This is a genomic window from Streptomyces sp. B93, assembly GCF_018070565.1.
In the GTDB taxonomy this organism is placed as follows: Bacteria; Actinomycetota; Actinomycetes; order Streptomycetales; family Streptomycetaceae; genus Streptomyces.
In genome coordinates this window covers 251,269-270,108 of sequence record NZ_JAGPXL010000002.1, presented here as the reverse complement: position 1 = coordinate 270,108, position 18,840 = coordinate 251,269, and the positions used below count along the sequence as shown (strand labels likewise).

Here is an 18,840-nt window from a genome sequence, read left to right as displayed (position 1 = left end):
CGGACCGCCGGGAACCTCTCGGCGTCGCGGCACGTACCCTTGAGAGAAGTACGACCGCTCTCACGAAGGACAAGGACACTGGGCAAGCGACAGCCCGAAGGCCCGCCGCCCGCACCCGCGGTGCAGCGCATCCGACTGCGCTACACCAAGCGCGGCCGCCTCCGGTTCACCAGCCACCGCGACTTCCAGCGCGCCTTCGAGCGTGCGCTGCGCCGCGCCGAGGTGCCCATGGCGTACTCGGCGGGGTTCACCCCGCACCCGAAGGTGTCGTACGCCAATGCCGCACCCACCGGCACGGGCAGTGAGGCGGAGTACCTGGAGATCGCGCTCACCGAGGCGCGCGATCCCGAACAGCTGCGCGTCCTCCTCGACGAGTCGCTGCCCACCGGGCTCGACATCATCGAGGCGGTCGAGGCCCGGACCTCGGGGTTCGCCGACCGGCTGACGGCCTCCGTGTGGGAGCTGCGGCTGGACGGCGTCACGGCCGAGGACGCCCACCGCGCGGTGGACGCCTTCAACGCGGCCGGGTCCGTCGAGGTCCAGCGCCTCACCAAGAACGGCGTCCGTACCTTCGACGCCCGCCCCGCCGTCGTCAGTCTGGTGACCTCACCGGCCTCCGACGGCTCCAAAACCCCGGAAAGCACCAAAACGCACAGTTCGCGGGCTGATAGGCCGAGCGACCAGCCCTGTGCGATACTGCGGCTGGTTGTTCGGCACGTGACGCCTGCCGTACGACCCGACGACGTCCTGTCCGGTCTCCGCGCCGTGGCCGACCTGGCGCCGCCGGTCCCCGCAGCGGTGACCAGGCTGGCGCAGGGGCTGCTCGATGAAGAGACCGGCACGGTGACCGACCCGCTCGCGCCCGACCGCGAGGCAGCGGTGGCCCTCCCAACGGCCGCTCCCGCTGCCGCCGCGAAGGCGCCGGTGTAAGGAAGGTCCCGCGTAAGGACGGACGTCGAAGCGCCGCCCTCGTATCCGGGAGCCACCTGGGTCGGGCAGCGCACCGACCACAAGACTTTCGCCAGGCCGTACGCAACACGGCATACGGAACCGGCGAGACAGGACACAGAAAGCTCCCGTGCGGCGCCCGCGCCCCGGACGGCGGTAACCGCGCAGCGCGCGAGCCGCGGACGTCACCGGCAGATCGCCGGACCAGGCGCGGCGCCCGGGAGCCTGACGGGAGAAACGCCCGCATGCTCGAGCCGATCGAACCCACCGAGGGTTCCGAACTGAACACCCCCAGCGACACCCTGCCGCCGCGTCGTCGGCGCCGTGCCGCATCCCGCCCGGCGGGTCCGCCCGTCGCCGCGTCCGACGCTCCCGTGGAGACCGTCGCCCCGGCCATACCGGTCGCGGAGGCCACCGAGATCGCCGAGATCGTGGCGGACGAGGACACCGAAGAGACCGAGAAGGCGGAGGTCACGGCCGAGGCCGCGCTGACCGACGCCCAGCCGGACACCAAGTCCGACGCCGAGGCCGAGGCGGCGCCCGCTCCGGCGCGTACGCGTCGGCGTGCGACGCGTCGTGCGTCGGCGCCTGCTGGGGCGCCGGTGGCGGCGGAGGCTGCCGAGACCGTGGTGCCCGCGGTGGCGGAGGCGGCGTCTGAGGCCGTTGCGCCTGAGGCGGCCGCGGCTACCGACGCCGAGCCCGAGACGGCGCCTGCCCCGGCGCGTACGCGTCGGCGTGCGACGCGTCGTGCGTCGGCGCCTGCTGGGGCGCCGGTGGCGGCGGAGGCCGCCGAGACCGTGGCGCCCGCGGCTCCTGAGGACGCCGCGACCGACGCCGAGCCCGAGACCAACACCGAGCCCGAGGCCGCGCCCGCTCCGGCGCGGACCCGTCGTCGTGCCACCCGGCGCGTGTCCGCGCCCGCCGAGGCCCCCGTGGCCGCGGTGGCCACCGAGGACGCCGAGAAGACGGAGAAGCAGGAGAAGGCCGAGGCGCCGGTGACTGCGGAGGCCGAGCCCGAGGCCGCGCCCCGGCGTACGCGTCGGCGTGCCACGCGCCGCGTGACCGCCGCCGAGAGCGAGACGCCTGCCGTGGAGAGCGAGACGCCCGCCGTGGAGAGCGAGACGCCCGCCGCGGAGGGCGAGAAGCCCGCCACCGAGCCTCGTAGCACCGACGAGCAGGCTGAGCAGGCCGAGCCCGTTCAGCAGGCCGAGCCCGAGCAGGACGCCGAGGCCGCCGCGCCGCGCCGTCGGCGTCGGGTCGCGCGCAAGGCCGCGACCGGCTTCGCCGAGCCCGCCCAGCAGCCCGCACGGACCGCGCCGTCCGCAGCGTCCGCCGAGGACGAGGCGGAGGCCAAGGCCGAGTCCCCGCGTCGGCCCGCGCGGCCCGCGGTCGCCGTGTTCCAGCCGCCGGTCTTCACCGAGCCACAGTTCCAGTTCCAGACGCCCCAGCGGGCGGCGGCCGAAGCGGCCGCCGAGGCCGCGGAGCAGCCGGAGGCCGAGGTCGGGACCGAGACCGAGGAGTTCGCGGAGGAGCAGGCCGCGCCGCGTCGCCGTCGCCGTCGCCGGGGTGCCGCGGACGAGGCCGAGCCGCAGGTCGCCGAGACCGCCGCGCCCGCCGCCGAGGAGGAGCCGGAGGAGGAGCCCGAGGCGCAGGCCGAGGAGTCCGCCGACTACGACGAGGCCGAGGAGAGCGGTTCGCGTCGCCGTCGCCGCCGTGGCGGCCGTCGCCGTCGCCGGGGTGAGTCCGGTGAGGGCGGGGACACCGAGGGCGAGGTGGCCGCCGAGCAGGCCGCGCAGGACGCCGAGGACACCGCCGAGCAGGTCGAGGAGGACTCCGAGGACGCCGAGGAGACCGACGCGGACGCCGAGGGCCGCGCGAGCGAGGACGCCGGTGGTTCCTCCTCCAGCACCCGCCGTCGCCGTCGCCGTCGTCGTCGCGCCGGTGACGGTGCCTCCGACAGCGAGCCGTCCGCCGACGACCCCGAGCGCACCGTCGTCAAGGTCCGCGAGCCCCGCAAGCAGACCGAGCCGTCCGACGAGGTGCAGTCCATCAAGGGCTCCACGCGTCTGGAGGCGAAGAAGCAGCGCCGCCGCGAGGGCCGTGAGCAGGGGCGCCGTCGCGTTCCGATCATCACCGAGGCGGAGTTCCTGGCCCGCCGCGAGGCCGTCGAGCGCGTGATGGTCGTCCGTCAGCACGGCGACCGTACGCAGATCGGCGTCCTGGAGGACGGCGTGCTCGTCGAGCACTACGTCAACAAGGAGCAGTCGACGTCGTACGTCGGCAACGTCTACCTCGGCAAGGTGCAGAACGTGCTGCCGTCGATGGAGGCCGCGTTCATCGACATCGGCAAGGGCCGCAACGCCGTGCTCTACGCCGGCGAGGTGAACTTCGAGGCGCTGGGCATGGCCAACGGCCCGCGCCGGATCGAGTCCGCGCTGAAGTCCGGGCAGTCCGTGCTCGTGCAGGTCACCAAGGACCCGATCGGTCACAAGGGCGCCCGCCTGACCAGCCAGGTCTCCCTCCCGGGCCGCTACCTCGTGTATGTCCCCGAGGGCTCGATGACCGGCATCAGCCGCAAGCTGCCCGACACCGAGCGGGCCCGGCTGAAGACCATCCTCAAGAAGATCGTCCCCGAGGACGCGGGTGTCATCGTGCGCACCGCCGCCGAGGGCGCCAGCGAGGACGAGCTGCGCCGTGACGTCGAGCGGCTCCAGGCGCAGTGGGAGGACATCCAGAAGAAGGCGAAGAGCGGCAACGCCCCGAGCCTGCTGTACGGCGAGCCGGACATGACGGTCCGGGTCGTGCGCGACATCTTCAACGAGGACTTCACCAAGGTCATCGTCAGCGGCGACGACGCCTGGTCCACGATCCACGGGTACGTCTCGCACGTGGCGCCCGACCTGGCCGAGCGGCTCAGCCGCTGGACCAGCGAGGTCGACGTCTTCGCCACGTACCGGATCGACGAGCAGCTCGCCAAGGCGCTGGACCGCAAGGTCTGGCTGCCCAGCGGCGGTTCGCTGGTGATCGACCGGACCGAGGCGATGGTCGTCATCGACGTCAACACCGGCAAGTTCACCGGTCAGGGCGGCAACCTGGAAGAGACCGTCACCCGGAACAACCTGGAGGCGGCCGAGGAGATCGTCCGTCAGCTGCGGCTGCGGGACCTCGGCGGCATCATCGTCATCGACTTCATCGACATGGTGCTGGAGTCCAACCGGGACCTCGTCCTGCGGCGCCTCCTGGAGTGCCTGGGCCGGGACCGTACGAAGCACCAGGTGGCCGAGGTGACCTCGCTGGGTCTGGTGCAGATGACCCGTAAGCGGGTCGGCCAGGGGCTGCTGGAGTCGTTCTCGGAGACCTGTGTCCACTGCAACGGCCGCGGTGTCATCGTGCACCTGGACCACGCCGCCGGTACCGGCGGTGGCGGCAAGCGCAAGAAGCGGGCGCGGGCCGGTGCGGCCGAGCAGGAGCCCGCGGTCGCCGCGGTGACGGTCGAGGAGGAGGCGGAGGCCGAGTCCCAGGACGAGGTCGCCGCCGAGGTCGCGGAGCCGGTGGCGCTGCCCGCCCCCGAGTTCGCGCCGGACGAGGAGCTGTACAGCAGCGTCGCCGAGGCGGAGGCCGCGGTCTCCCGCGGGCGTTCGCGGCGCCGGGCGAGCCGGCGGGCGTCGGCTCCGGCGGGCGCGCCCCGGGGCGAGGCGAAGGCCGAGGCCAAGGGCGGCACCGAGGCGGAGGAAGCCGTCGTGGTGGTGCCGACCGCCCAGGACGTCACCGTCGCCGAGGAGATCGAGCGCCCGGTGGCGCCCGAGGCGGCCGCCGAGGTCAAGGCCGAGCCGGTCGCCGTGGAGGACCCGGTCTTCGAGGGCCGTACGGTCGACGAGGCCGCCGAGGAGGCCGCGCCCAAGGGCCGTACCCGCCGTCGGGCGACCCGCAGGGCGTCCGCCCCGGCCGGTTCGCCCGCGACGGCTCAGGCGGCCGTGGTGACGGTGACCGAGCCGTCGCCGTCCGCGCCCGCCGAGCAGGCGGAGCCGGAGCCCGCGGCGACGGCCGGGACGACGGCTGAGGCGCCCGCCGAGAGCACGGCGGCCCCGGCCCGTCCGCGCCGCCGTGCCGTGCGCAAGGCGACCGCGCCCACCGCGTCCGAGGAAGCGGCCGTAGTGGTCGTCCCCTCGGAGACGGCGGCGGAGCCCGCCGAGCCCGCGGAGTCCGTCGAGGGCGAGGCCGCCGCCAAGAAGACGGCCCGCAAGACGGCCAAGAAGGCCACCGCGAAGAAGGCCGCCACGAAGAAGACGACGGCCAAGAAGACCGCCGCCAAGAAGACGGCGGCGAAGAAGACGACGGCCAAGAAGGCGGCGAAGACCGCCAAGACGGCCGCCAAGACGACCAAGTCGGCGGCGAAGAAGACCGCGGCGGCGGAGCAGACCATGTCCTCCGTCTCGGCCTCCACCGACGAGGGCTGACGAGGGCCGACCGGGGCCGACGGGTTCCGGTACCTGCGGGTGTGCGGGCGGCGTGACCGGCCGCACACCCGTCAGGCCCGGGCCGGTTTGACCCCTTCGGTCGTGGCCCCGTAACCTTGACCGTCGGCGTGTCCGTCCACAGTGACACGCCACATCCCCGTAAACCTCTTCCTCCCGGGCGTGCAGTCGGCGCCGGGAGAGGCTGTCCGCTTCGGTCGGGTGGCTGGACTGCGGGGGTGCCGTTTCCGAGCGAGAGAGTGAGATCCGCGTGTACGCCATCGTGCGCAGCGGTGGCCGCCAGCACAAGGTTGCTGTCGGTGACATCGTCGAGGTTGACAAGATTTCCACCGCCAAGGTTGGCGACACGGTCGAGCTCTCGACCCTGCTCGTTGTCGACGGCGACGCCGTGACCAGCGACCCGTGGGTGCTGGCCGGCATCAAGGTCCAGGCCGAGGTCGTGGACCACCACAAGGGCCAGAAGATCGACATTCTGCGCTACAAGAACAAGACGGGCTACCGCCGTCGTCAGGGCCACCGCCAGCAGTACACGGCGATCAAGGTCACTGAGATCCCCGCGGCTGCGAAGTAAGGGACTGAGGAGAGATGGCACACAAGAAGGGCGCATCGTCCACCCGCAACGGTCGTGACTCCAACGCTCAGCGCCTCGGCGTGAAGCGCTTCGGCGGTCAGGTCGTCAACGCGGGCGAGATCCTGGTCCGCCAGCGCGGCACCCACTTCCACCCGGGCGCCGGTGTCGGCCGCGGCGGCGACGACACGCTGTTCGCGCTTCAGGCCGGTGCGGTGCAGTTCGGCACCAGCCGTGGCCGCAAGGTCGTGAACATCGTTCCGGTCGCCTGAGTGGCCTGATCGGAAGCTTTCGCGAGGCGGACCTCACTTCCCTCCGGGGAAGCGGGTCCGCCTTTCGCGTGTTACACCCAAGGCATCCACGCCAAGACATTCGCGTACGTAACTGGAGGCACATCCCATGACCACCTTCGTGGACCGCGTCGAGCTGCATGTCGCCGCGGGTAACGGAGGCCACGGCTGTGCCTCCGTCCACCGTGAGAAGTTCAAGCCGCTGGGCGGCCCGGACGGCGGCAACGGCGGCCGGGGCGGTGACGTCATCCTCACCGTCGACCAGTCGGTGACGACGCTGCTCGACTACCACCACTCCCCGCACCGCAAGGCCACCAACGGCAAGCCCGGCGAGGGCGGCAACCGCTCCGGCAAGGACGGCCAGGACCTGGTCCTGCCGGTGCCGGACGGCACCGTCGTGCTGGACAAGGCGGGCAACGTGCTGGCCGACCTGATCGGGCACGGCACCTCGTACGTGGCCGCGCAGGGCGGCCGGGGCGGGCTCGGCAACGCGGCGCTGGCCTCCGCCCGCCGCAAGGCGCCCGGGTTCGCGCTGCTCGGTGAGCCGGGTGACCTCCGCGACGTCGTACTGGAGCTGAAGACCGTCGCCGACGTGGCGCTGGTCGGCTACCCGAGTGCGGGCAAGTCCTCGCTGATCTCGGTGCTGAGCGCGGCCAAGCCGAAGATCGCCGACTACCCGTTCACCACGCTGGTGCCGAACCTGGGCGTCGTGACCGCGGGCTCGACCGTCTACACCATCGCGGACGTGCCCGGACTGATCCCCGGGGCGAGCCAGGGCAAGGGGCTGGGCCTTGAGTTCCTGCGCCATGTGGAGCGGTGCAGCGTCCTGGTGCACGTACTGGACACCGCGACGCTGGAGTCCGACCGTGACCCCGCATCCGACCTCGATGTCATCGAGGAGGAGCTGCGGCAGTACGGCGGTCTGGGCGACCGGCCGCGGGTCGTCGTGCTGAACAAGATCGACGTGCCGGACGGCAAGGACCTCGCCGAGATGGTCCGCCCCGATCTGGAGGCGCGGGGCTACCGGGTCTTCGAGGTGTCGGCGGTGGCGCACACGGGGCTGCGGGAACTGTCGTACGCGCTGGCCGAGTTGGTCGGTGCGGCGCGGGCGGCGCGGCCCAAGGAGGAGGCGACGCGGATCGTCATCCGGCCCAAGGCCGTGGACGACGCGGGCTTCAGCGTCGTACGCGAGGACGACGGGCTGTTCCGGGTGCGGGGCGAGAAGCCCGAGCGCTGGGTGCGGCAGACCGACTTCAACAACGACGAGGCCGTGGGGTATCTCGCGGACCGGCTCAACCGCCTCGGTGTCGAGGAGGAGTTGGTGAAGGCGGGGGCGCGGTCCGGCGACGGTGTCGCCATCGGACCCGAGGACAACGCGGTCGTCTTCGACTGGGAGCCGTCCGTGATGGCCGGGGCGGAGATGCTGGGCCGCCGTGGTGAGGACCACCGGCTCGACGCGCAGCGGCCCGCGGCACAGCGGCGGCGGGACCGGCAGGCGGAGCGGGACGACGTGCAGCGCGAGTTCGACGACTTCGAGCCGTTCTGATTCCGTTCGGGTGCCGGGCGCCGGTCCGACCCGGTTCAAGGGGAGTCCGGCGCCGGGTTTCGTGCGGGTCTGCGGGGCTTCTCAGACAGGACTCAGAGATGTCTCCTACGATGCGGTGCCCATGGAGACGGACTGTACGCAAGATGACATCCGAGTGAACGGTACGGCGGGCGCCCCGTTGCCCGCCGTGCCCGCCCAGCCGGACCGCGCGTCCGCCCCGCGCTCGGCCCCCGTGGCCGCACTGCCTCCGGGGACCCGGCTGCTGCACATCGGCCCCCATAAAACGGGCACGACTGCCATACAGGGCGCGCTGTTCGCCGCCAAGGAGCGGCTGCCCAAGCACGGCGTCGAGTTCCCGGCCGACAGCCGCCACCCCATGGGAGCGGTGCTGGCCGCCTGCGCCAGACCGGGGATGATGGGCGACGCCAAGCCCCGGGCGGAGCAGTGGACACGGCTGCTGGAGCGGGTGCGGGCGACCGGCGACCGTACGGCGGTGGTCAGCAGCGAGTTCTTCGCGGACGCCGACGACGACGAGACGATCGCCCGGATCGTCACGGAACTCGGCGGCCCGGAGCGGGTCCACGTGCTGGTCACCCTGCGTCCGCTGGCGAAGATCATGCCCTCGCAGTGGCAGCAGTACGTGCAGAACGGCCTGCGGATGGGCTACGAGGACTGGCTGGAGCACATGCTGCGCAAGCCGCCGTACGACAAGCCCAATCCGAGCTTCTGGCACCGGCACCGGCATGACCGGCTCGTGGAGCGGTGGGTGCGGGCGGTGGGTGCGGAGCGGCTGACGGTCGTGGTGGTGGACGACCGTGACCGGGACGGTCTGCTGCGGACTTTCGAGAAGCTGCTGGGACTTCCGGAGCGTCTTCTCCAGCCGGTTCCTGACGCGGCGAATCGTTCCCTCAGCCTTGCCGAGACCGAAATGCTCCGGCATCTGAATGTGGAATTCCGTGCGCATGAACTCCCCGAGGAACTGTATTCGCGGCTCATCCGGCATGGAGCCATCATGCACATGAAGAATGTGTGCGCCCTGACGCCCGACGACGTCAGGATCTCCACACCCGACTGGGCCGTCGAGGCCGCCGCACGACTCGGCGGCGAGATGGCCGAGCGGATCGCGGCGGCGGGCGTCCGGGTCGTGGGAGACACCGCGCTGCTGGCCGCCGTACCGAAGGGGAGCGACGGGCGTGAGCCCGCGAGTGCGGCACGGCTCTCCCCGCAGGCGGCGGCGCAGGCGTTGTACGGGGCGCTCGCCGCGGTGGCCGCGACGCCCCCGCCCAAGCCGCCGAAGCCGGTGCCCAGGACCGAGGCCCCCCGGCCGCGCGGTGTTCACCAGACCTCGTCCAAGGAACTGATACGGGTGCTCGGGTACCGCTGCCTCAAGCGGCTGGGACGGCGCTGAGCGCGCGGCCGTCACCCTCCGCCGCACCCACCTGTTGTGGGGTCACTCACAGCGATCGCGGCGGTGTTCGCGGAGGGTCCCGTCAATCACCAAGGGTGCAAGGTGAATGACAGGTTGCGTGCACATATGCGGTGGAGGTCACTCACCTTGCATCGCGGTAACCAAGAGTGGGACCATTTCCGGGTTCCCTGACGCCCCAAGGTAGGTCACCTGTGTCCCAGCACATAGCCAAGCCCCGTACCACCGCAGTGATCCTGGCCGGTGGCACCGGCCAGCGCGTGGGTCTGTCGATTCCCAAGCAGCTGCTGAAGATCGCCGGCAAGGCAGTCATCGAGCACACACTGACCATCTTCGAGAACGCCGACTCCATCGACGACATCATCGTGCTGATGGCCCCGGGCTATGTGCCGGACGTCGAGAAGATCGTCGCCAAGGCGGGCTTCACGAAGGTCAGGAAGGTCATCGAGGGCGGCGCCACGAGGAACGAGACCACCGAGCGCGCCATCGCCGCGCTGGGCGAGGGCCTGGCCGAGGGCGAGGACGTCAACGTCCTCTTCCACGACGCCGTACGGCCGCTGCTGTCGCAGCGCGTCATCGCCGACTGCGTGACCGCGCTGGAGCGCTACCAGGCCGTCGACGTCGCCATCCCCTCCGCGGACACGATCATCGTGACCCGCACCCACGGCGAGGACGGCGAGTTCATCACCGAGATCCCGGACCGCTCCCGGCTGCGCCGCGGCCAGACGCCGCAGGCCTTCAAGCTGTCCACCATCAAGCGGGCCTACGAGGTCGCCGCCGGCGACCCCAACTTCCAGGCCACGGACGACTGCTCCGTCGTACTCAAGTACCTGCCGGACGTACCGATCCACGTCGTCGCGGGTGACGAGTACAACATGAAGGTCACCCAGCCCGTCGACGTGTTCATCGCCGACAAGCTGTTCCAGCTCGCCTCGACCGCCGTGCCCGAGCAGAACGTCGACGAGACCTACCGGCAGCTGCTGGGCGACAAGACCGTCGTCGTCTTCGGCGGGTCCTACGGCATCGGCAAGGACATCGCCGAACTCGCCGAGTCCTACGGCGCGAAGGTCTACGCCCTGGGCCGCTCCACCACCGGCACCCACGTCGAGAACCCCGAGGAGGTCGACGACGCGCTGTCCAAGGCGTACGCCGAGACCGGGCGCATCGACTACGTCGTCAACACCGCGGGCGTGCTGCGCATCGGCAAGCTCGCCGAGACGGACAACGCCACCATCGAGGAAGCCCTGAAGGTCAACTACCTGGCCCCGGTGCAGATCGCCCGTTCGGCGTACAAGTACCTGGCGGAGACCAAGGGCCAGCTGCTGCTGTACACCTCCAGCAGCTACACCCGCGGCCGCGCCGAGTACAGCCTGTACTCCTCCACCAAGGCCGCCATGGTGAACCTCACCCAGGCGCTCGCCGACGAGTGGGCCGCGGACTCCATCCGCGTCAACTGCGTCAACCCCGAGCGCACCGCCACCCCGATGCGCACCAAGGCGTTCGGCCAGGAACCCGCGGGCAGCCTGCTGTCCTCCGAGGCCGTGGCCCGCACCTCGCTCGACGTACTGCTCTCCGAGCTGACCGGACATGTGATCGACGTCCGCCAGCAGGACCCGACGGCCAGCGCCAGCAAGGCCTCCGGTTTCGAGCAGGCTCTGGCTTTGGTGCTCGACCGCCAGGACGACGTGTAATAATCAGCGCATTAGCGCTTTGCCTTCAGGCCTCTGTGGATCTTCATCGTCATGCGACGGTGAGTGCCCGCAGGGGCCTGAATCCGTAATCCCCCACATTTCTCATATTTCTCACCTACCGAGCTGGACACCGTCACAAAAACCGGCACCCCCCTCCAAGAGCAGGTTCTCCGTGATATCCACCGCTATTCGCGTCGCCCGGGTGGGCAGCGCGGCCGAGCTGGCCGCAGCGGTCCTCATGATGTTGGGCTTCTGCTGCCTCATGCTGGCCGCGCTCATCCCGAGCGTCCCCGTCTTCGCGGTCGCGGCCGCCGCGACATACGTCGGGGACCACTATCTGCACCGCAAGGGCAGCTATCTGATCAGCTGCCTGAGCAGGGTGCGCGCCGGTCTGTCCATCCGCTTCCTGATCCGCCAGCTGCTGCTGATCCTCCTGCTGGCCCGGCTCGCCCTCGCGGACGACCTGATCTACTACGGTGCCATCGCCTGCTTCATCGCCTTCTACGCACTCCAGGCACCGCACGGCGCGCTGGTCACCCTCATCCGCAACCGCCGCCGGATGCCGATCGCCACCCGCAACGTCGACCTGGCCTCCCGGCTCCACATCCCGGACGCCCCGCCGCAGTACCTGCTCCACCGGTCCGCGGAGAAGATGCTCCACTTCGACGTCGTGGCCCTGGCCGGGATACTCCTCTCCGCCCAACTGGACTCCCCGGTCGCCGGGTTCGTCGGCATCGGTCTCACCCTGCTGCTGGGCTGCGCGTACATCGCCGCGCTGGTGCCGTACGTCCGGGGCGAGAAGATCCCGCCGCACGCGAACAGGATTCTCGCCGCGGTCGACGACTGGCTGCGTGAGTACCGGCCGCAGACGGTGCTGTACTTCTCCGGCTCCAAGGACTCGGCGTACCAGGTCAACATGTGGCTGGAGACCATGGCCCAGCTGGAGACCCGGGCCCTGGTCGTCCTGCGGGAGCGCGGCATCCTGGAGAAGCTCGCCCCCACCACGGTCCCGGTCGTCTGCGTCCCCGGCGGCGTGCACCTGATGAACATGGACCTGTCCACGGTGCGGGTCGCGCTGTACGCCGCGAACGTCGGCAAGAACATCCACCTGCTGCGCGTACCGACCATGAAGCACGTCTTCATCGGCCACGGCGACAGCGACAAGGTGGCCAGCATCAACCCGTACAGCAAGGTGTACGACGAGGTGTGGACCGCCGGACGCGCGGGCCGCGACCGGTACGCCATCGCCGACGTCGGCATCCGCGACGAGGACATCGTCGAGGTCGGACGCCCCCAACTGGCGCCCATCCAGGGGCGGCAGGCCGTCCCCGGGGACCGGATGCCGACGGTCCTGTACGCGCCCACCTGGGAGGGCTGGGACGACAACCCCGGCAACACCTCCCTGATGCGCGCCGGCGAGAACATCGTCCGCGGCCTGGTCGAGGCCGACCCGCCGGTCCGGGTGCTGTACAAGCCGCACCCCTTCACCGGCACCCGCAGCGGCGCCGCCAAGGCCGCCCACCGGCGGATCACGGCGCTGGTGGAGAAGGCCGCCGCCGAGCGCGCCGCCGATCCCCGCTACAGCGCCGACGCTCAGTCCGCCGCCCAGTCCGCCGCCCAGGAGGAGCTGGCCCGGATCGAGGCCCGGCTCGCCGAGCTGTCCGGCGGCGGCGAGAAGGGCGACGAGGCGGAGGCGACCCGCGACGGCATGGTCGACGCGGCCCAGTTGGCGGAGATCGCCCGGCTGCGCGCCGAGTGGAACGACGCCTACTGGCGTTCCTTCCCGACCTGGGAGCACCGGGTCGTCACGGGTCCCGAGCCGCAGCTGTACGACTGCTTCAACGTCTCCGACGCGATGGTCTCCGACATCTCCAGCGTGGTCTCCGACTTCATCGCCAGCGGCAAGCCGTACGCGGTGACGGACTCCGCGGAGCTGGGCGCCGAGGAGTTCAAGCGGCAGAACACCGCCGTACGCGCGGCGGTGATCCTCACCAACAAGGCCGCCGGACTCGACGAGTTGCTGGCCGCGGTGCGCGACCCGGACGCCGATCCGCTGGCGGAGGACCGCAAGGAGCTGAAGCGGTATCTGCTCGGCCCGGACGAGCCGACCTCGATCGAGCAGTTCAACGCGGCGGTCGCCGCGCTCGCCCGCAAGGCCGAGATCCGCAATCTGGGGCAGGGGCCGCGGGCCGAGGTCGCGGAGGTGCCGGAGGAGGCCGCGGGGGCGCCGGGGGAGGCCATGGGTGTGCGGGAGGAGGCCGCGGTGGTGCCGGAGGCCGACGCCGCGGAGTCCGCGGACGGGGTGGCGGCGGGCTGACCAACCAGGCGACTTCGCACGTTCCGTGCCTTTTTCGGGCCCCCGGGGCAACACTCCCCGGGGGCTCAAACATGTGCGACAGCGGTGGCTCCTGTGATATCCGTCACCGTTGGGGTTGAAGCACAACGGGGCGCCCTACCCGCCCGTCTTGTAGGTGACGAGCGGGTGATGCGGGAAGGAAGTCCCGCTGACTAAGGGGAGTACGTGAGCGAGACGCAGCCTGATGTGACCGTGATCATCGGGGCGTACGAAGCCATGCCGTACCTCGTCGACTGCCTGGCCTCCGTCGAGGCGCAGACGATCGGTCCGGAGCGTGTCGAGGTCATCGCCGTCGACGACGGGTCGACGGACGGCACCGGGGAGTGCCTGGAGGAGTTCGCCGCCCGGGCCGCCATGCCGGTGAAGGTGATCCGGCAGGAGAACTCCGGCGGCCCCAGCGGCCCGCGCAACATCGGCCTCGGCATGGCCACCGGACGCTACGTCTTCTTCCTCGACGCCGACGACCGCCTGGGCGCCGAAGCCCTGGAGCGGCTGGTCGCCATGGCCGACGAGGCGGGCACCGACGTCGTGCTCGGCCGGGTCGAGGGCGTCAACCGCAACGCGCCCAAGTCGATGTGGCGCCGGACGGTGAAGCGCGCCGACGTCTTCTCCTCCAACATCAAGTTCACGCTCAGCGCGCAGAAGCTGTTCCGCCGCTCCCTGCTGGAACGGCACGGCATCCGCTTCGACGAGTCCCTGTACACCGGCGAGGACGCGCTGTTCACGATGGAGGCGTACCTGCGGGCGGACGGCGTCTCCGTCGTCGCCGACTACACCTGCTACTACCTGGTGGGCCGTACCGACGGCAAGCACGTGACACAGGGCGGTGACTACACCCACCGCTTCGACTCCGCCCGCGCCCTGATGCGCCTCATCGCCGGCCTCGTGCCCGAGGGCGAGAAGCGCGAGAAGCTGATGGTCCGGCCCTTCCGGGTGACCCTGCTGCCGCAGTTCGGGCCCCGCTACCTGGAGGACGGCGAGGAGGTCCGGCGGCACAAGCTCGAACTCGCCGGGCCGCTGATGGACGCCTACTGGACCGAGGGCCTCGCCCGCCGTCTCAAGGTGCACGAGAGGCTGCGGCTGCACCTGGTCGCCGCGCGGCGGCCCGACCTGCTGCTGGACGTCGTGGAGTTCGTCGCGGCGGAGAAGGAGCCGCCGGTCCGCCTGGAGAAGGGGGGCACGCGCGTGTACTTCGCCTACCCGCACTTCCGCAAACGCAGGGCGCGCGTGCCCGATGCCGTCTACCTCGCGGAGCCGCCTGAGGCGCGGGGGGTGCCGGGGTACCGGGAGGGGAGTGGGGAGGCGGATGCCAAGGCGAAGGCGGCGCCTGCGGCTGCGGCCAAGCCCTCGGTCAAGCCCTCGGCCAAGAGGAAGCCGTCGCTGCTGCGCCGGGCCGTCCGCAAGGCCAGGAAATGGGGCAGGAGCCGTCGTCCGCAGACGGTCGGGGGGCGGTCCTCCTGACCGGACGGCCGCGGGGCGGTGTTCCATGTCACGAATGGGCAAGCGATGCGGCGGGCGCTGGCGGCGAGGCTGCCAACCCCAGGTAAATTTAATCTGTCGCGGTGGTGTACAACCATTGGCCTCCTTCGCATGTCGAACAGGAGTACCGCGGCACCCGCGCTGCCGCATGCATACCTTGAAGAGGAATCCTTGCCCATGATGATCCGCTGGTTGTGCACTGTCCTGCGCGTGCGTGGGAAGGCCGACCTTCTGCTGGTGTTCCTGTTCGGAGCCAGCTTCGCGGCATTGCCCGTGTTCGCGCTGCTGCCCTCGCTGTGGGGCTTCGTCGCCGCGGTCGCCGTGAGCTATGTCACGGACGAGATGCTGCACTCCCGTGCTCCCGGGTTCATCCGCAGACTGGCGACGCTGCAACTCACCCGCACCATGCGGTTCGCCGCCCGTATGGTCATGCTGCTCGCCCTCGCCCAACGGATGGGCGCGTCGGCCACCGTCCTGGTCGTCGGGCTGGCCGCGTTCAGCGTCCACTTCGCGATCGTGATGCTGTACTCGGCGGTGCACCGCGCCATCCGCGCGCGCAGGACGCTGCCGGTGATGGTGCGCAACCTCGACATGAGCGGCGCGGGCATCCCCAAGCAGCCGCCCGCCTACCTCTACCGGCGCTTCCTGCGCAAGCTGCTGCACCTCGACGTGCCGGCGCAGGTGGGTCTGCTGGTCGCGCTGGTCCTCGACGACGTGTACCCCGCCTACGCGGGCTTCGCCGTGATGACCGGGCTGGCCGTGGCCGCGCTGCTGGCGCTGCTGTGGCAGTTCCGCAGGGCGCGCCGCACCCCCGGCGAGGACGAGATGATCGACGCGCTCAACCAGCAGCTCGTCGGTTACCGTCCCGAGGTGGCGCTCTACTTCAGCTTCGCCGCGGTGTCCCGGGACTTCATGTACCAGGTCAACATGTGGATCGAGACGCTGGAGCAGCTGGACATGCGTCCGCTGATCATCCTGCGTGAGCGCGCGTCGTTCCGCTTCCTGAGCCGGACCTGGATACCCGTCGTCTGTGTGCCGAAGGCGGACGACGTGGCCAAGCTGGAGCTGCCGGAGGTCCGGGTCGTGCTCTACCCGGGCAACGCGGGCAAGAACGTGCACATGCTGCGCGTCGCCGAGGCCAAGCACGTCTTCATCGGCCACGGCGACAGCGACAAGCTCGCCAGCAGCAACCGTGTCAGCAAGGTGTACGACGAGATCTGGGTGGCCGGCCGCGCGGGCCGCGACCGCTACCAGCGTGTGCGGCACGCCATCAGCGACAGCGCCATCGTCGAGGTGGGCCGCCCGCAGCTGGCCCCCATCAAGCTGCACGCCGACCACACCCCGGGCCCCGAGCCCGTCGTCCTGTACGCCCCCACCTGGGAGGGCTGGAGCGACGACGACTGCCACACCTCGCTGATCCCGATGGGCGTGACCCTGGTCGAGAAGCTCCTCAAGGAGAACGTGCGGGTCATCTACAAGCCGCACCCGCTCACCGGCAAGCGCTCGCGGGAGGCCGCCGCCGCGGACGAGGCCATCAAGGAGATGCTCCAGGCGGACAACGCGCGGCACGGCGGCGCACGGGCGGAGTCCGCCATCGCCGCCGCCCGGACACGGCTCCAGCAGATCGAGGACCGGCTCGACGAACTCGCCGGGCAGTCCGACGGCGACGACGCCGAGCAGACCCGTCTGGCCCGGGTCCCCGACCGTGACGGCAGCACCGAGTGGCAGGACCTCAACGACGAGTGGCACCGCGTCTTCTGGGAGAGCCACGCCGCCGCCCGGCACCATGTCATCCTCAAGCGGCTGCCGACGCTCTACGAGTGCTTCAACCAGGCCGACATCCTCATCAGCGATGTCTCCTCCGTGGTCGCCGACTTCGTCGCCAGCCTCAAGCCGTACGTGCTGACCAACGCCCATGACCTCCCCGACGAGGACTTCCGGGCGGCGTACACCACCGCGGGCGGCGCCTACCTGCTGGACAGCGCCTGTGCGCGGCTTCCGGAGATCCTGCGGTCGGTGCGCGAGCCGCGCCACGACCCGATGGAGCAGAGCCGTCGTGCCCTCAAGGAGTACGTGCTGGGCCCGGACCGGCCGACCTCCATGGCGCGGTTCAACGCGGCCGCTCTCGCGCTGGCCGAGAAGGGCCGGGCGGAGCTGGCCGAGGGCCAGGGCGAGGGACACCGTCCGGTGGTGATCCCCTCGCAGCGCACGGACTCCTTCAACATGCCCGACTCGGTGGAGGCTTCGGCCTACCAGCAGTCGGACGGCTCCGACTCGGGCGAGCAGACCGACCCGGCGGACCTGGTGGGCCTGGTCGACCCCGCGGGCTGACACCCACCGTCCCCACGCCGAAGGCCGGGCACCGCACCTGCGGTGCCCGGCCTTCGGGCTTCAGCGACCCGGTTCGGTCACTTCGACGACAGCCGCTTCATGATGCCCCGGGAACGGCCGGCATTTCCGTCCTTCATCTGGGTCTCGATCGCGGAAAGCCGGTTTTCCTGCTCGACTATTTGTGCTTCCAGCTTCTTGATGCGGCCGGCCTGCGCGGCGGCCTTCTTCTCGGCCCGCGCCGCGGCGTCCGCGGCGGCCTTGTTCTGCTCCTTCAGCATGGTCATACGGAAGAGCAGGTCGGCCTGGTCGAAGTCCTCGGAACGCCGGTACGGCTCGGTGAATTCGGTGGCCGCGATCCTCCGGTCGTACTCCGCGCCGCCGTCGCCGTGCTCGTAGGTGTTCTTCAGACCGTTCTTCGACATGAAGTCGAGCAGCCGCTGGAAACCCTCGGCATAGTTCTTGTTGAACGCCGAGTAGTCGCTCTCGGCGTAAAGGCTCGCCACGTCGACATCGGCCGGGATGTCGGTGAGGACCCGGTGCGGAATGTGGTGGTAGCGGGACAGCTCCAGGGTTCGCGAGTCATGCGCGAACACAAATGCCGGGGTGCCGGCCACCAGCGCGGCGATATTGCCGTGAATACGCGTGCCCAGGGCGAAGTCGAACTCCGCGAGCGAGTCGATCCAGCTGTGCGGCTCCAGCGGCACGCAGACGTCGGCGGAGCGCATCAGCGGGTGGGAGCTGAGGTCGGGCATCGGCGTGTACCGCTGGGCGGCGACCGAGGTGTCACCCCAGTACAGCGTCTGGAGGTCCCGTCCCTCCTGGGCGAAGTACGTGAGGTCGGGGTGCTGCTTGAGGATGGCGGCGTTGATCGCCGAGGCGTGCTCGGCGTTGGCCAGCCGCAGCGCGGTGGAGAGCGCGATCCGGGCGTCGGAGGGCAGCTGGCGGCCCGCCGGGTTCTCCATCTGGAAGTCGGGGCCGCGGAAGTACACCGACGGGCAGCCGATGACGTCGACGTCCTTGAAGCCGAGTTCCCCAAGGTAATCCTTGGTGAACTCACCACGAACACCGATCGAAGCGGAGTGGTCCAGTACAGCGCCGATGAAGCGCTTGACGGCCGCGTTGACCGGCGCCAGGAATTCGGTGTCGTACTCCAGCGTGGCCTGGGCACCGACGCCGAACACGACCACCGGCACCTTGAGCCGGTTGACGACGTCGGCCAGGATTCCGAGGTGCCGGACGAACTTCTTCTTGAAGGCGTTCGCCATCGGGATCACGAAGACGTCGCACTCGTCGTTGATCCGGGCCGCGTCCGCGACGGTGAGTTCGGCGAAGTGGGTGGTGTCGACCGTGATCTCGTTGACGCCGGGCGCGAGCAGGTGCTTGTAAGCGGCATTCGTGTACATCAGGTTGCCGACGTTGCCCCGGATACTGTTGCGTACCAGGGTGCTCTCGGTGGTAGGCACGCTGAAGGGGTCGTTGCCTGCCTGTATGAGAATGCGCTTCATGTTCTGTCCTCTGCTTTGACGGGGAAAAGCAGTCGCAACGGAGCAGAGGCGAATTTCAAGTGTTGGCAGTCGCATTGAAACAGCCCAACATTCCTCAACTACTGCGACCAGCACGCGGGATCGTAGCATGTACACGTGTTCGGAACCGTTGGCCGTTATTCGGCGGAGCGCTTCCGGCAAGATCAAAGCCAGTCGCGGCGGTCACCCTCCTTCACGTAGATTGCC

General features: G+C 70.4%; 11 protein-coding genes. 10 read left to right on the top strand and 1 reads right to left on the bottom strand.

Going from position 1 to position 18,840, the window contains the following annotated elements; all coding sequences use genetic code 11:
- Positions 1-120: 120 nt before the first annotated feature.
- From KBY47_RS03535 to KBY47_RS03490, 10 genes are all read left to right on the top strand, one after another.
- Positions 121-930, top strand: a complete 810-nt coding sequence (locus KBY47_RS03535; protein WP_210919371.1) for a TIGR03936 family radical SAM-associated protein — start codon at positions 121-123, stop codon at positions 928-930.
- A gap of 263 nt (positions 931-1,193) precedes the next feature.
- Positions 1,194-5,405, top strand: coding sequence for an Rne/Rng family ribonuclease (locus KBY47_RS03530; protein ID WP_210919370.1), 4,212 nt, complete (start codon positions 1,194-1,196; stop codon positions 5,403-5,405).
- A gap of 268 nt (positions 5,406-5,673) precedes the next feature.
- On the top strand, positions 5,674-5,994 hold the full coding sequence (gene rplU, locus KBY47_RS03525) for a 50S ribosomal protein L21 (protein ID WP_004931419.1): 321 nt from the start codon (positions 5,674-5,676) through the stop codon (positions 5,992-5,994).
- 14 nt (positions 5,995-6,008) lie between these two features.
- Complete coding sequence (gene rpmA / locus KBY47_RS03520; RefSeq protein WP_073938528.1) at positions 6,009-6,263, top strand: 50S ribosomal protein L27; 255 nt, start codon at positions 6,009-6,011, stop codon at positions 6,261-6,263.
- A gap of 127 nt (positions 6,264-6,390) precedes the next feature.
- Positions 6,391-7,827 (top strand): GTPase ObgE, encoded by a 1,437-nt coding sequence (gene obgE, locus KBY47_RS03515; protein WP_210919369.1) that lies wholly within the window; start codon positions 6,391-6,393, stop codon positions 7,825-7,827.
- 121 nt (positions 7,828-7,948) lie between these two features.
- Positions 7,949-9,235 carry a hypothetical protein gene (locus KBY47_RS03510; RefSeq protein WP_210919368.1) on the top strand — a complete coding sequence of 429 codons (1,287 nt, stop codon included), beginning with the start codon at positions 7,949-7,951 and terminating at the stop codon, positions 9,233-9,235.
- A 212-nt stretch (positions 9,236-9,447) separates the two neighbouring features.
- Positions 9,448-10,944, top strand: coding sequence for a bifunctional cytidylyltransferase/SDR family oxidoreductase (locus KBY47_RS03505; protein ID WP_210919367.1), 1,497 nt, complete (start codon positions 9,448-9,450; stop codon positions 10,942-10,944).
- A gap of 172 nt (positions 10,945-11,116) precedes the next feature.
- Positions 11,117-13,261 carry a hypothetical protein gene (locus KBY47_RS03500; RefSeq protein ID WP_210919366.1) on the top strand — a complete coding sequence of 715 codons (2,145 nt, stop codon included), beginning with the start codon at positions 11,117-11,119 and terminating at the stop codon, positions 13,259-13,261.
- Between the two features lie 204 nt (positions 13,262-13,465).
- Positions 13,466-14,761 carry a glycosyltransferase family 2 protein gene (locus KBY47_RS03495; protein WP_210919365.1) on the top strand — a complete coding sequence of 432 codons (1,296 nt, stop codon included), beginning with the start codon at positions 13,466-13,468 and terminating at the stop codon, positions 14,759-14,761.
- Positions 14,762-14,989: 228 nt separating this feature from the next.
- Complete coding sequence (locus tag KBY47_RS03490; RefSeq protein ID WP_308405022.1) at positions 14,990-17,110, top strand: CDP-glycerol glycerophosphotransferase family protein; 2,121 nt, start codon at positions 14,990-14,992, stop codon at positions 17,108-17,110.
- A gap of 77 nt (positions 17,111-17,187) precedes the next feature.
- On the opposite strand, the gene KBY47_RS03485 is transcribed toward KBY47_RS03490, so the two are convergent.
- Positions 17,188-18,615: a polysaccharide pyruvyl transferase family protein gene (locus tag KBY47_RS03485; protein ID WP_210919363.1), complete on the bottom strand. Its 1,428-nt coding sequence runs from the start codon at positions 18,613-18,615 to the stop codon at positions 17,188-17,190.
- Between the last annotated feature and the right edge of the window lie 225 nt (positions 18,616-18,840).